We start from the raw sequence: 14,562 nt of genomic DNA, 5'->3' as shown, positions 1-14,562 counted from the left end.
TAATGACTGAATTTGTATACTTATTGTGCAAGACGCTCCTTCACGTTGTTCATTGCTTCTTTCAGGCTGCTGTTCATGACCCGTGCATAATGCTGTGTCATACGTGTGGAGGCATGGCCGAGCATGACGGAAACATCTTGAAGAGGCACATTGTTGGCAAGCGTGACCGTAGTCCCGAAAGTGTGACGGGCAACGTGCGTGGTCAGATTCTTCTTAATGCCGCAGAAATCGGCTATTTCCTTGAGATAGCTGTTCATCTTCTGGTTGCACATGACGGGCAAACAGCATCCTTTCTTAATGCAGGTCGGATGTTCCTTGTATTTCTCCAATATGGCCAGGGGTACGGGCAGCAATGGAATATTGCTGATGGAAGAAGCCTTCCTACGGTGTTCCAATTTGACCCTTCCTTTTCTTATCCACCAGTCTCCGAGATTGTCCTGTACCAGATTCTCTTTGTTCAGACTGGCAACATCGGAGAATGCCAGACCGGTGAAACACGCGAAGACAAAGACATCCCTGACCAGTTCAAGCCGTGGAATGGTGAATTTCTTTTTCATTACGGTCTGCAACTCGTCATAGGTCAGGAATACCGGATCGGTCTCGTCCTGCTCCATCTTGTAACCGTAAAAGGGATTCTTGCGCATCCATTCCTTTGCCAATGCCATATTGGTAAATTTCTTGAAGCATTTCATATAACGGACTATCGTGTTCCGGCACAGTCCCGCCTCCGTTTTCAGGTAGATGTCAAACGCACGGATGAACTCCGGTGTCAGCTCATGGAAAGTGACATCCTCCTTTCCGTAATAAGAGGGGATGAGCAGCTGTAATTTCTTCACCACGTTCTTATACCGGTTGATCGTGACGGGAGAGTAGTCTATACCCGCCAGTATTTCCATTTCCTTGATGCCTTCCCTCATGGTGCCGAGCAGTGTACGCATTTCGGTGTCTTTCCCGAAAACACGTTTAAGAATCAGTTTTGGGGTAATCAGGGCCTGTTCCAATACCAGTTCCTTGTGTTTTTCCAAGGCGCGTGCGTGCAGTTCGGCAATATAGGCGTTCAGTGCCACTGATGCCCTGTCCCTGCCTTTACTGCATCCTTTGGCGGCGTTCCATAAGTTCAGGGGTACGCTTCTTTGGATACGTACATCGTCATAGTCTCCATTGATGGTTATCCGCATCAATACCGGTGCCTCACCGTTTTTCAACAATTTCGTTTTAAGCACGAAAAACAGAATGTTCATTGTTCCTTGTTTCATCACTTTTGTTTTTTGAGGTGTTACATTCAATTGTTTCGTCAAAACCGGATGGCATGAGGACGTGGAGCGAAATGTTAAATTCGGTGGTTTTTTTGAGGGACTTGTGGAAAAGCCATAAAAATCCCATTTTTCTCAGGTTCGAATTGCCTTTTGTATCCCGGGTTCGATTCCTTTTTTTTATCCCGATGGGAAATACCGAATTTTTAAATTTCTTTCACTTTTTCGACTTCATCCGGTCATGTGTGCAAAATTACTTTTTCACACCGGAGATTGGAATTGTCAAACAGCTGAAAAACAATGAAGTATGGTGCGTATTTATGGCTTTTTCAAAAGCCTTAAAAAAAGCCACTGAATTGGCGAAATCCAACTTCACAAATATGTAGCGGAATGCGTAGTGAGGGTAAAAAAAGAACCCTTGAACTATCTCTAATTCAAGGGTTTTCATGTGTGAAAAGCATTTATGTACTTTCTTTGGTGGTGCCACCAGGAATCGAACCGGGGACACAAGGATTTTCAGTCCTTTGCTCTACCAACTGAGCTATGGCACCGTAATGCTAATTCAACTCAGTTGTTTCTCTTTTGCGGTTGCAAAGGTAGTTAAACTTTTGGATTCTGCAAGGGTTCTATAAATAAAAAACACTGATAAAAAGCTAGTTTGCTTATTATCAGTGTTGTATAGAATGAAATATTTTTCTGTAATATACCGAAAAAATCTACTTATCTTCTTTCAGTGGATTCCATCCTTGGGCTTTCAGTTCAAACTCTTGCCCGTCGCGAGTAATCAATGCACAGCCAAGTTCGGGTTTGGTGATGTGTCCGATGAGGCGGATGCCTTCCATTTGTGATACTTTCTCGTGATCGGCAATAGGGACGGTGAAAAGTAATTCGTAGTCCTCGCCGCCATTCATAGCACAAGTGGTCAGGTTCATGTTGAATTCTTCAGCCATAACGGCTGTCTGATAGTCAATAGGAATATGTTCCTCGTAGACACGACATCCGGCGTTACTTTGTTTGCAGATATGCATTAGTTCGGATGATAAGCCATCGGAAATGTCCATCATGGATGTCGGGACAATGTTGGCAGCCGCCAGCTTTTCGATAATATCTTTACGGGCTTCCGGTTTTAACTGGCGTTCCAATAAATATTCTTTGCCGGTGAAATCAGGCTGGATATCCTTTTCACCTTTCAGGACAGTTTTCTCACGCTCAAGGAGTTGCAGTCCCATATATGCAGCACCCAGGTCACCGCTGACACAGATCAAGTCTGTTTCTTTGGCTCCGTTGCGATAGACCACTTTGTCTTTGTCAGCATCTCCAATGCAGGTAATGCTGATAGCGAGTCCTGTAAGAGAAGAAGAAGTATCTCCTCCGATAATGTCTACATGATACTGCTGGCATGCCAGACGAATACCTGAGTAAAGCTCTTCCATATCTTCTACGCTGAAGCGTTTGGAAAGAGCGAGTGAAACGGTAATCTGCCGTGGAGTACCATTCATTGCATAAATATCGGAGAAATTGACTACAGCCGACTTATATCCCAAATGTTTCAGAGGTACATAAGTCAAGTCGAAATGTACACCTTCCATTAGCAAGTCGGTTGTCACCAATATTTGTTTCTCCGAAGGGTAGGAGAGGACGGCAGCATCATCGCCTACTCCATATCGGGTAGATTCATTTTCTGGTTTAATACCCTCGGTGAGGCGGTCAATCAGCCCGAACTCGCCGAGAGTCGCTATTTCTGTTCTCATAAATAGAGTTTAGTATTAAGCACGGTTGATAAGTTCACGCATGATAGTAGTCATTTTAGGTTGAGCTGCGTCAGCCGCTTTCTGAACTTCTTCATGTGATACTTCTACGATTTTTCCTTCTACTCCCAAGTCTGTGATGACGGAGATACCGAAGACTTTGATTCCGCAATGGTTGGCTACGATCACTTCGGGGACAGTAGACATACCGACTGCATCGGCACCCAGGATGTGGAATAGTTTATATTCAGCAGGGGTTTCAAAAGTGGGGCCTTGCGTACCGATATAAATTCCATGTCGTACCTTGATGCCTTTTTCTCTGGCGATCTCGTCAGCCTTACGAATCAGTTCTTTATCGTATGCTTCACTCATATCCGGGAAGCGGGGACCATAAGGAATGTTCTTGCCACGAAGAGGATGTTCGGGGAAATAGTTGATATGATCAGTGATAATCATCAGGTCGCCAATTTCAAAGGCTTCGTTTGTTCCGCCACTGGCATTGGATACAAACAGCGTTTTGATACCCAGTTCACGCATCACACGCACAGGGAAAGTTACTTCTTTCATTGAATAACCTTCGTAGTAGTGGAAACGGCCTTGCATGGCCATGATGTCTTTGTTGCCCAACTTACCGAATATCAGTTTTCCACTATGACCTTCGACAGTAGATATCGGGAAGTTAGGAATATCCGAATACTTTATTTCATACTTCTCGGTGATTTCGTCCGCCAAACTGCCAAGTCCGGTGCCAAGAATGATGGCTGTTTCAGGACTGGTGTGCATCTTCCCTTTCAGAAAAGCTGCTGTTTCTTGTATTTTCTCTAACATAGCCAATAATGTGTTGGTTAAATTTATCTTGTTGATTTTGTAATATCTCAATTTCAATGGGCAAGGCGTAGATAAACGGTTTCAATTCCTCACTCAAAGCCGGATGATGGATCAGACGGGTCGCATCTTTCTCGGTGGTGACAATCAGTTTATGTTCGCCTTTCAGTCTCTTGAATCGTTCCTTGATCTGTAGCATGTCCCGATGATTGAAATGATGATGATCTTCGAATGAAAACAGATCGATCTGATCGGTATATGTTTTCAACTCTTCGAGCATGCGTGCGGGGGATGCAATGCCGGTGACCAGCAAAATATCCGTATTCACCAAAGCACTCAGAGGTAATTCATTGGTTAGGGAATCAGCCTTCGGAGCTACCGATGGGAATACCGGCTGCAGATTTCCATAGCGGAACGATGAGAAATATAACTGCTGATAGGGATAAAGGTTCAGTCGTTTCGTGATAATATTATAGTCGATAGGCTTAATGTCTTGCGGACACTTTGTGACAATAACGATTTGTGCCCGGTTTTTACCGTTGACAGATTCGCGTAGACGACCTGCCGGAAGTAAAGTATCGTCGCAGAAGAGGCGGTGATAATCCGTCAGCAGGATGCTTAATCCAGGTTTGACATACCGGTGTTGGAAAGCATCATCCAGCAATACCACTTCAACAGACGGTTCTTTGATGGCAAGGAGCTGTTCTATGCCATGGCAACGGTTCTCATCGACTGCCAGTGTGACAGACGGGAACTTGGTGTACATCTGGTAAGGCTCGTCACCGATGCTGTGCGCGGTGCTTTGGGAAGTTGCGAGCACATATCCCCGGCTATGCCTTTTATATCCCCGGCTCAATACAGCCACATGATAGCTGTTACGAAGTAACTTTATCAGATATTCAGTGTGCGGTGTTTTTCCTGTTCCGCCTACAGACAGATTGCCGATGCAGATGACAGGAACGTCAAAACTCTTTGACCGGAGAAATCCCCAGTCAAAGAGTTTGTTTCTTACTGTTACCACTGCCCCGTAAATCCACGAGACAGGGTAAAGCCACTTATGTATCTTGATAAAGTGTTCGTCCATGTAGTACGGTTTACTTAATATTTAATTCGAATGGAATGCGTGCCTGAATCATGGAACGCTCTGTTAAATTCTTCAGCATGCCGAATTGTTGATAATACTCGCCTAACTTGCTTTTCAGTATTTGTGCTTCCACATAATTGGTAGGCTTGGTGTCAAGCAAGGAAGATAAAAAGTCTTGTTTGGCTGGATAAGATACTACTGTATATCCTTCTATTCCAGCTTTCTTTACAGCAATTTCCAAGGCAGTATCAATGCCTCCGAGTTCATCCACCAGTCCAAGTTCTTTGGCTGCTTCTCCTGTCCATACACGACCTTCGGCAACTTTTTCGATCGCTTCTTTAGTCATGTTTCGTCCTTCAGCACAACGACTGACAAATGTATCATAACCTTGTGCAATCATCATTTGCATCAGCGTTTTTTCGTCCTCGTTGAAAGGGCGCATGATATTTCCGAAATCGGCAAACTTGTTTGTTTTTACTACATCATAGGTCAAACCGATCTTTTCGGATAGTTCCTTTGCGTTTGGTATCATACCGAAGATTCCGATGGAGCCGGTCAATGTAGTCGGCTCTGCAACGATGGTGTCGGCTACACAAGAAATATAATAACCTCCTGATGCAGCATAATCACCCATAGAAACAATCACAGGTTTCTTCGTTTTCAGTTCCTTCACCGCATGCCAGATTTGTTCGGATGCAAAAGCGCTTCCACCCGGAGAATTGACGCGGAGTACGACAGCCTTTACATCGTCGTTATCTTTCAGTTTGCGCAGGTCACGGATCACTTTAGTACCTACAATACCCTCTTCGGAGGCGGAAGAACCGCTGTAATCAGTGATTTCTCCGGATGCATAGTAAACAGCTACGATGTTACCGCTCTTATCTTTCGGCATATTCTTCTTTACATTGATCATGTCGTTCAGTCCTAATACCGGGAGACGATCATCTTCTTTCAGATCCACCCACTGCTTCAGATAATTGCGGACATCATTGCGGTAAATTAATGTATCTGCCAAACCGCATTGTACACTCTCTTCTGCCGGATAGAACATCAGCATACGGTCAGCATAAGCGTTCAGTGAATCGACCGGAAGACTGCGGGAAGCGGATACTCCTTCGGTTACCTGTCCCCAGATTGAGTGGATGAAAGCGGTCACCTGTTCACGGTTGGCAGGGCTCATCTCGGTAGAAGTGAACGGTTCTACAGCAGATTTGTAAGTGCCTACTTTGAAAATCTGCATTTCTATTCCGAGCTTTTGCAACAAGTCTTTATAGAACAGAGGAGCAGAAGCTATTCCTCGCCATTCAATCATTCCTTTCGGATTGAGCAATACCTTATCCGCTACACTGGAAAGATAATACAGTCCTTGTGTATAGCTGTCTCCATAGGCAATAATGAACTTTCCGCTTTCTTTAAAGTCGAGTAATGCGTTGCGGATTTCCTGCAGAGATGCGTATGAAGTTCCAAGCATGCTTGCTTGCAGATAAATGCCTTTGATATTTTCATTCTCTTTTGCCTTTTTGATGGAAGAAAGAATATCGTCCAGTCCATATGTGTTGGAGTCGTCGCTGAACAACTCTGATAAAATGCCTAACGGACTCTCCTGAGTGCGTTCGACTAATGTACCGTTCAGATCGAGCATCATCACAGAATTCTTTTTCACTACTGTCTCGGTATCCGAAGTAGATACGATGCCGAACAGCGTTACCATGCCGATAATAAATAATACGATGCTTGACAAGATGATACCGGTCACAGTGGCAAGCGTAAATTTCAAGAAATCTTTCATTATACTATTGTTTTTTTAGCCAGCTTATTTTTAAGCTAACAAAGATAAATAATTGAGTTGATATTTATTCAATAAGTCGTGCGAATTTTTGTTTTGTCACAGTCAATCAATATAATTATTCGGACCTTCCTCTTTAAATAAACATACTATACCATATACTATAAGAGGGATTTTTTTTATCTTTGTCGCTGTCATCATGCGACATTAACTTAACATCATACTTATCATGAAAAGAAAAATCCCTCTTATGGCCGCTGCTCTGGCGGGTGTGTTTTTAAGCACATCTTGTGATCCGGTAGAAAAAACGGATACAAAAGACTACACTCAATATGTGAACACTTTTATTGGTGCAGCTGACAATGGTCATACGTTCCCCGGTGCCTGTTATCCTTTCGGAATGATACAGACCAGTCCGGTGACAGGGGCAGTCGGCTGGAGATACTGCTCGGAATATACTTATCAGGACTCTTTGATCTGGGGTTTCACTCAGACTCACCTGAACGGAACCGGCTGTATGGATCTGGGAGATATTCTGGTAATGCCGGTTACCGGTACTCGTGCCCGTGCATGGGATGCTTACCGCAGCCACTTCCCGAAAGACAAGGAAGCTGCTACTCCGGGATATTATACAGTAGAATTATCTGACCCTCAGGTAAAAGCAGAACTGACAGCTTCTATCCATGCGGCTCTTCATCGCTATACATATCATAAAGCTGATTCGGCTTCCTTATTAATAGACTTGCAGCATGGACCCGCCTGGAGAGAAGAACAATATCACTCGCAAGTGAATAGTTGTGAGGTGAACTGGGAAGATGCCCAGACACTGACAGGACACGTCAACAATACAGTATGGGTTGATCAGGACTATTTTTTTGTGATGAAGTTTAACCGTCCTGTTATAGATTCTCTTTACCTGCCGATGAGAGAAACAGAGAAAGGCAAACGGATCATTGCCACTTTCGATATGAAACCGGGAGAGGAACTGATGATGAAGGTCGCTCTTTCAACTACCAGCGTAGAAGGAGCGAAGAAAAACCTGCAGGCTGAAATTCCCGACTGGAACTTTGACGGCGTGAAGCTGGCTGCCCATGACGAATGGAATAGCTATCTGAGTCGTATTGATGTAGAGGGTACTGATGATGAAAAGACGAATTTCTATACTTGTTTCTATCATGCATTGATTCAGCCTAACCAGATTTCGGACGTAGACGGTATGTATCGTAATGCTGCCGATTCGATCGTGAAAGCCGGAACAGGAACGTTCTACTCAACATTCTCTTTATGGGATACCTATCGTGCCGCTCATCCATTCTATACATTAATGGTTCCCGAGCGTGTGGATGGTTTTGTCAATTCATTAATCGAACAGGGTGAAGTGCAAGGCTTCCTGCCAATCTGGGCGTTATGGGGAAAAGAAAACTTCTGTATGATTGGCAATCATGGTGTATCTGTCATTGCCGAGGCTTACCGCAAAGGTTTCCATGGCTTTGATGCTGAACGTGCTTTCAATATGGTGAAGAAGACGCAGACCGTATCTCATCCGCTGAAGTCTGATTGGGAAGTGTATACGAAGTACGGATATTTCCCGACAGACCTGACAAAGGCAGAGTCCGTATCTTCAACCTTGGAATCGGTATATGATGATTATGCGGCAGCTGACATGGCACGTCGTATGGGAAAAGAAGAAGATGCCGCTTACTTTGCGAAACGTGCTGATTATTATAAGAACTTGTTCGATTCGCAAACTAACTTTATGCGTCCGCGTAATGCTGACGGGGTATGGAAATCTCCGTTTAATCCCAGTGATGTAGGACATGCGGAAAGTACAGGTGGTGATTATACGGAAGGAAATGCATGGCAATATACCTGGCATGTGCAACATGATGTTCCGGGTTTGATTGCTCTCTTTGGTGGAGAAAAAGCATTCCTGAACAAGTTGGATTCTTTGTTTACAGTGAAACTGGAAACAACTCAGGCTGACGTAACAGGGCTGATCGGACAATACGCACATGGCAATGAGCCAAGTCATCATGTTACTTATTTGTATGCCTTGGCAGGTCGTCCGGAACGTACACAGGAACTAATCCGTGAGATATTTGACACTCAGTATAAGAACAAGCCTGATGGGCTTTGTGGAAACGATGACTGCGGGCAGATGTCTGCATGGTATATGTTCAGTGCAATGGGCTTTTATCCGGTAAATCCGGTCAGCGGTGATTATGTGTTCGGTGCTCCTCAGTTACCGAAGATTGTGTTGCATCTGGCAGATGGGAAGACCTTCACTGTAATTGCAGAAAACCTGTCGAAGGAGCACAAATATGTGGATAGCATCATGTTAAACGGTGAACCTTATACCAAGAACACGATTTCTCATGAAGACATTCTGAAAGGTGGTACACTCGTATATAAGATGAAATAGGTCTTATATATAATAGTATAAAGAACCTCCCTCTAAAGAAATTTTTCTTTGGAGGGATTTCTTGTTTTATATGCATTAAATTCGAATAATTCTCTAAATTTGTGCCATTAATCCGGCTGATACATAATGGAGAATACTGAAACTTTAATAGTAGAACAACTGAAGGCAGGCAATGAAAATGCTTATCGTTACCTCTATGATCATCATTATGCCCTGCTCTGTCATGTTGCCAATGGTTATCTAAAAGATCAGTTTCTTTCCGAAACCATTGTAGGGGATACTATCTTCCATTTATGGGAAATACGTGAAACGTTGGATATCTCAGTTTCTATCCGCAGTTACTTGTTGAGAGCTGTCCGCAATCGTTGTATTAACTATCTTAATTCGGAGCGTGAAAAACGGGAAATTGCATTTTCAGCTCTGATGCCTGATGAGATGACAGATGATAAAATCATATTATCCGATTCGTATCCGTTGGGCACTTTGCTGGAGCGTGAACTTGAAAACGAAATATATAAGGCGATCGATAAATTGCCGGATGAATGCCGTCGGGTTTTTGCCAAAAGTCGTTTTGAAGGAAAATCATACGAAGAAATTTCCCGTGAACTTGGAATATCTGTCAATACAGTTAAATATCATATAAAGAATGCTTTAGCTTCTTTACATGTTGATTTGAGCAAGTACCTGCTCTCTCTATTACTACTTTTTTTCAGGTAAAGCGAAAAAAAATCATTTTTTGACTACCCTCAATTAAAAAGCAACTGTCTCCTTTATAGAAAGCATAAATATGGAAGAAGAAAATAGACATATTGATGAACTGATTGCCAGTTATCTGACTGAAGGTTTGGATAAGAACGCTCTAGACGAACTGAAAACGTGGATTGTCGCATCGGCTGAGAATCGGCAATATTTTATTCAGCAGCGGGAAATCTGGTTTTCTGCTGTAAATCGTGAAGCTGCATCTGTCTATAATAAGGATAAAGCGTTTGAGAATTTTAGAAACCGCGTTGAAAGCCGGAAGAAAACTCAGAGCACTTCCCGTCAAGGTTTTAGCTTGTCGGCGATATGGCGTTACGCAGCAGTGGTTGCAATCATGATAGCTGTGGGATGTATTTCTTACTGGCAAGGAGAAGTCAATGTGAAAGATACCTTTGCGGATATTTCAGTAGAGGCCCCTTTGGGATCGAAAACCAAACTTTATTTGCCGGATGGTACACTGGTCTGGTTGAACGCCGGTTCACGAATGACTTATTCGCAAGGTTTCGGGGTTGACAACCGGAAAGTGGAATTGGAAGGTGAGGGGTATTTCGAGGTAAAGCGGAATGAAAAGGTTCCTTTTTTCGTAAAGACAAAAGATTTGCAGTTGCAGGTGCTGGGAACAAAATTCAATTTCCGTGATTATCCGGAAGATCATGAAGTAATCGTTTCCTTGTTAGAGGGTAAAGTCGAATTAAATAATTTGTTAAGGAAGGAAAAAGAAGCAGTTCTTGCTCCTGACGAGAGGGCGGTGCTGAATAAGGCGAACGGACTTTTGAAAGTAGAATCGGTTACTGCATCCAATGCTTCTCAGTGGACTGACGGTTACTTGTTTTTTGATGAAGAACTTTTGCCGGATATCGCAAAAAAACTGGAACGTAGCTATAATGTGAAGATTCACATAGCCAATGATTCTTTAAAGACATTCCGTTTTTATGGTAATTTCGTCCGCCGCGAACAAAGTATTCAGGAAGTGCTGGAGGCATTGGCGTCTACGGAAAAAATGCAATATAAGATTGAAGAACGCAATATAACTATCTATTAACCGGTTACCAGAGATTATGATGCTATGATTGTTTAACCTTAAAAAATGAGCAATATGAATAAAGAGAAAAATACAGAATGATCTTTAGCTGACTAATAAGGAGAGACAACTAAAAAACCGGAAGATTTCGGACATCTCCCGGCTCCTTTAAGTCTCTTCTTTCAACAAACATCTAGTGTGAATATGTTTTCAAAAGAGAATATGCAAAGTTAGCAAAATACATCTCTTTTAAAACGAGTTATTCAAGTTTTAATTAATAATTTGTTTATTTTATGAATTACAGGAAGAAGGCCATATTAATGGTCATGGCTCTGTTTTGCCTTAATGTAGCAATACTGGCCCAGGCTGTTTCATTGAAAATGGATAACGTTTCAGTGAAAGAAGCAATGACCCAATTGAAGAATAAGAGCGGATATTCTTTTGTTTATAAAGTCGGAGATCTGGATACAAAGAAGATTATAACCGTAAGGGCAAAAGAACTGAATGAGGCTATTGATCAGATTTTGTACGAACAGGACGTTGTTTATGAAGTAAAAGGGAAGAATATAATTGTTCAGAAAAGACAAGCTAAACAGAATACTTCAAAAGACGGTAAAAAACGTAAGATAACAGGGACAGTGAACGATGTGAACGGTGAGCCTATTATTGGTGTTACTATAAAAGAAAAAGGGACGAATAACGGAACTGTATCAGATGTGAATGCGAAGTTTACGTTGGAAGTATCGCCGGGAGCAGTATTGGAACTATCTTATATCGGCTATCAGCCTTTGGAGGTGAAGATTGGAAATCAAACCGATTTATCCATTGTTTTGTATGAAAAGCAGGAACTGCTGGATGAAGTGGTAGTAGTGGGATACGGTACTATGAAAAAGAGCGATCTGAATGCATCGATTGTTTCTGTAAAGTCGGAGAAACTCAATAAAACAGCTTCACCTAACTTCTCGGAAATGTTGATGGGGCGTGCGGCAGGACTTACTGTAAAACAAGGAAGTGCACAGCCTGGTGGTGGTCTGGAAGTATTAATTCGTGGTGCGGCTTCCACCGGTGCCGGCAACGATCCATTGTATGTTGTCGATGGCTTTCCCATAGTGAATGCAGGGGTCAATCCGGGAAGCGGCAATCAGTGGACAGCCGGAAATAACAGTCCTTTGAGCAGTATTAATCCTAACGATATCGAATCCATTGAAATCTTGAAGGATGCTTCGGCAACTGCCATTTATGGTGCGCGGGGTGCTAATGGAGTTGTATTGATTACGACAAAAAGAGGTACTCAGGATACGAAAGTTGAGTATAATATGAATATGTCTTTTCAGACAATAAATAAACGTCCCGAATTGTTGACAGCAGGAGAGTTGATGGCAACTCAGAACAGTTACTATAAAGAGCAGTATTTAATGCAGAACCTTGTGTATCCTTATGGAAATACTGATCCGAGTGCTGTCAGTCCTTATGTACCTGTGTACACAGATGAAGAAATAGCAAAAGCAGGTAAAGGGACGAACTGGTATGATATGATTACCCGTACCGGGCTTATCCAGCAACATAACCTGACAGTCACTTATGGTAATGAGAAAATGAAATCATTGATTTCCTTGAACTACTTCGACCAGAAAGGGGTTGTGAAGACATCCGGTTACAAGCGTTACAGTTTTCGCTATAACCTGGATCATAAAATAACTAAATGGTGGGATTATGGTATCTCTGCTACAGCCTCTTATGTAGTCGATCAAAATGCGACATTAGGGGGAGGATATGACAGTACGGCAGGTATTATTGAATCGGCTTTAAGTTATAGCCCGACAGTGAAGGCAGAAAGAGACCCTACAACCGGCAAATGGATTGAAGACCCTAAACAGGCATTACTCAATCATCCCTTGTCCTATCTGGACATTGAGGATGAGACAAAGACCAAGCGCTTTCTGGCAACAGCATTTACGAATTTTTATTTTATAAAAGATGTGTTCTGGCTGAAACTGTCTGCCGGGGCGGATATTCGCGACGGAGTGCGGCATAGTTATTATCCGATGACTACAAAATATGGAAGTAGTGTGAATGGAGACGCGAATATCAATTCCGCCAACCGCGAAGATTATGTGGCAGATATGGTTTTCAACTTTCAGAAGACTTTCAAAGAGAAGCATAAACTTCTTGCCTTGCTGGGATATTCCTATCAGGTGCAGAATGATGACGGAGCGTATGCACGTGCTATGGGATTTATGTCTGATGCACTGATGTATTACAAACTACAGGCAGGTGAAACGCGTCCGGTTGTCAGTTCTTACAAGAATAAACACGTGCTGGCTTCTTATTTCGGTCGTGCTCAATATTCTTTCAAGGACAAGTATTTGTTCACTTTTACAGCTCGCATTGATGGCAGCGACCGTTTCGGCAAGAACAATCGTTATGCCTTTTTTCCTTCGGGAGCATTTGCGTGGAGAATGAATCAGGAAGATTTTCTGAAAGATGTAAGCTGGCTTTCCGATGCTAAATTGCGTGTCAGCATGGGGCAGGTAGGTAACGAGAATCTACCTAACGATGCCGCTTCCGAGTATTTTTCCTTCGAAGGAAGAAATTACTATCTGGGCGATGTCGAAAAGCGCGGGGTAAACCTTGGAAAGTTCGGTAATCCTGACTTGAAATGGGAAACCACCACAGAAGTTAACTTCGGACTGGATTTCGGCTTTTTCCGGAATCGTATCAATGGTAGTGCCGATATTTTCTTTAAGGAAGTGAAAGACTTGCTGAGCTGGCGTTCATTGCCGCATACAGCTGTCACTACCGGTATATGGTCCAATATTGGAAAAACAAGAAGTACCGGTTTTGAGTTGACATTGAATACGGTGAATCTGGAAGGTCCGTTGCATTGGGAATCGACTTTGACGTACACTTCCTATCGAGACAGATGGAAAGAACGCGATCCGAAAGTAATTCTGGCTCCTTATGTGAAAGAAGACGATCCGGTGAGTGCTATCTATACATTGATTCCGGACGGTATAAAGCAGGCAGGTGAAGATACTTCTGCCATGCCGGACCTGTTACCGGGACAACGCAAATATAAAGATGTGAACGGACTCGACGAGGAAGGGAATCTGACGGGAAAGCCTGATGGTAAAATAGATCAGGCAGACGTGGTATATCTGGGTACACGGGCACCGAAGTTTACGATGGGTTTTTCGAATGATTTCCGATATAAGGGCTTTGATTTGAATATCTATCTTTATGCTTCAGTGGGCGGATATTCATATCCTTATACCCAGGTAGAACATGGGGTGTATGGTGGAAATGGCATTCAACGCCTGAAAGACAATAATAACTTTCTGGCGGATATAAAAAATCGCTGGACTTCCGATAACATGGGGTCTGCTATGCCTAGTGGAGAGGTGAACAGCTATGATAGTTACGGTGCTCCAAACTGGGAAAAGAATACATATTTGCGTCTGAAGAACGTGACGTTAGGGTATGATTTGAGCAGACTGTTTAAAGCAAATAAGTTGAAAGTAAGATTTTACTTTTCCGGTCAGAATCTGCTGACGTTTACCGGATATAAAGGACTTGATCCGGAAGTCGAAAACGATCGGGCGGCGTATCCTCAACAAAAAACTTTTTCATTTGGGCTTGATGTGAAATTTTAAACTGGAATGTC

At 42.9% G+C, this 14,562-nt stretch carries 9 protein-coding genes and 1 tRNA gene; 4 read left to right on the top strand and 6 right to left on the bottom strand.

Annotation, left to right across the window (positions count from 1 at the left end):
- Positions 1-20: 20 nt before the first annotated feature.
- From K6V30_RS23195 to sppA, 6 genes are all read right to left on the bottom strand, one after another.
- On the bottom strand, positions 21-1,256 hold the full coding sequence (locus K6V30_RS23195; RefSeq protein ID WP_005802688.1) for a site-specific integrase: 1,236 nt from the start codon (positions 1,254-1,256) through the stop codon (positions 21-23).
- A gap of 472 nt (positions 1,257-1,728) precedes the next feature.
- Positions 1,729-1,804, bottom strand: a tRNA-Phe gene (locus tag K6V30_RS23190).
- A gap of 165 nt (positions 1,805-1,969) precedes the next feature.
- Positions 1,970-3,004 (bottom strand): thiamine-phosphate kinase, encoded by a 1,035-nt coding sequence (gene thiL, locus K6V30_RS23185; protein ID WP_010539089.1) that lies wholly within the window; start codon positions 3,002-3,004, stop codon positions 1,970-1,972.
- 15 nt (positions 3,005-3,019) lie between these two features.
- Positions 3,020-3,829, bottom strand: coding sequence for a purine-nucleoside phosphorylase (locus K6V30_RS23180; protein WP_022301852.1), 810 nt, complete (start codon positions 3,827-3,829; stop codon positions 3,020-3,022).
- Complete coding sequence (lpxK, locus tag K6V30_RS23175; RefSeq protein WP_022301853.1) at positions 3,768-4,910, bottom strand: tetraacyldisaccharide 4'-kinase; 1,143 nt, start codon at positions 4,908-4,910, stop codon at positions 3,768-3,770. Before lpxK ends, K6V30_RS23180 begins: the two co-directional genes overlap by 62 nt.
- Positions 4,911-4,920: 10 nt before the next feature.
- Positions 4,921-6,699 (bottom strand): signal peptide peptidase SppA, encoded by a 1,779-nt coding sequence (gene sppA / locus K6V30_RS23170; RefSeq protein ID WP_022301854.1) that lies wholly within the window; start codon positions 6,697-6,699, stop codon positions 4,921-4,923.
- Positions 6,700-6,925: 226 nt separating this feature from the next.
- Between sppA and K6V30_RS23165 the strand changes: the two genes are divergently transcribed.
- From K6V30_RS23165 to K6V30_RS23150, 4 genes are all read left to right on the top strand, one after another.
- Positions 6,926-9,118: a GH92 family glycosyl hydrolase gene (locus tag K6V30_RS23165; RefSeq protein ID WP_055271689.1), complete on the top strand. Its 2,193-nt coding sequence runs from the start codon at positions 6,926-6,928 to the stop codon at positions 9,116-9,118.
- Between the two features lie 126 nt (positions 9,119-9,244).
- The gene (locus K6V30_RS23160; RefSeq protein ID WP_010539084.1) at positions 9,245-9,835 is read left to right on the top strand and encodes an RNA polymerase sigma-70 factor; all 591 of its coding nucleotides are present in this window, start codon (positions 9,245-9,247) and stop codon (positions 9,833-9,835) included.
- A gap of 70 nt (positions 9,836-9,905) precedes the next feature.
- Positions 9,906-10,919, top strand: a complete 1,014-nt coding sequence (locus K6V30_RS23155; RefSeq protein ID WP_022301857.1) for a FecR family protein — start codon at positions 9,906-9,908, stop codon at positions 10,917-10,919.
- Positions 10,920-11,191: 272 nt separating this feature from the next.
- Positions 11,192-14,551: a SusC/RagA family TonB-linked outer membrane protein gene (locus K6V30_RS23150; protein ID WP_022301858.1), complete on the top strand. Its 3,360-nt coding sequence runs from the start codon at positions 11,192-11,194 to the stop codon at positions 14,549-14,551.
- Positions 14,552-14,562 lie beyond the last annotated feature (11 nt).

This window comes from Bacteroides faecis, assembly GCF_020091505.1.
Classification (GTDB): domain Bacteria; phylum Bacteroidota; class Bacteroidia; order Bacteroidales; family Bacteroidaceae; genus Bacteroides; species Bacteroides faecis.
This window is presented reverse-complemented; position numbering and strand designations above follow the sequence as displayed.

Coding starts and splice junctions, on each gene's coding strand:
- K6V30_RS23165 (WP_055271689.1), top strand. CDS start 6,926: ATGAAAAGAAAAATCCCTCTTATGGCCGCTGCTCTGGCGGGTGTGTTT.
- K6V30_RS23180 (WP_022301852.1), bottom strand. CDS start 3,829: ATGTTAGAGAAAATACAAGAAACAGCAGCTTTTCTGAAAGGGAAGATG.
- K6V30_RS23150 (WP_022301858.1), top strand. CDS start 11,192: ATGAATTACAGGAAGAAGGCCATATTAATGGTCATGGCTCTGTTTTGC.
- K6V30_RS23195 (WP_005802688.1), bottom strand. CDS start 1,256: ATGAAACAAGGAACAATGAACATTCTGTTTTTCGTGCTTAAAACGAAA.
- thiL (WP_010539089.1), bottom strand. CDS start 3,004: ATGAGAACAGAAATAGCGACTCTCGGCGAGTTCGGGCTGATTGACCGC.
- sppA (WP_022301854.1), bottom strand. CDS start 6,699: ATGAAAGATTTCTTGAAATTTACGCTTGCCACTGTGACCGGTATCATC.
- K6V30_RS23160 (WP_010539084.1), top strand. CDS start 9,245: ATGGAGAATACTGAAACTTTAATAGTAGAACAACTGAAGGCAGGCAAT.
- K6V30_RS23155 (WP_022301857.1), top strand. CDS start 9,906: ATGGAAGAAGAAAATAGACATATTGATGAACTGATTGCCAGTTATCTG.
- lpxK (WP_022301853.1), bottom strand. CDS start 4,910: ATGGACGAACACTTTATCAAGATACATAAGTGGCTTTACCCTGTCTCG.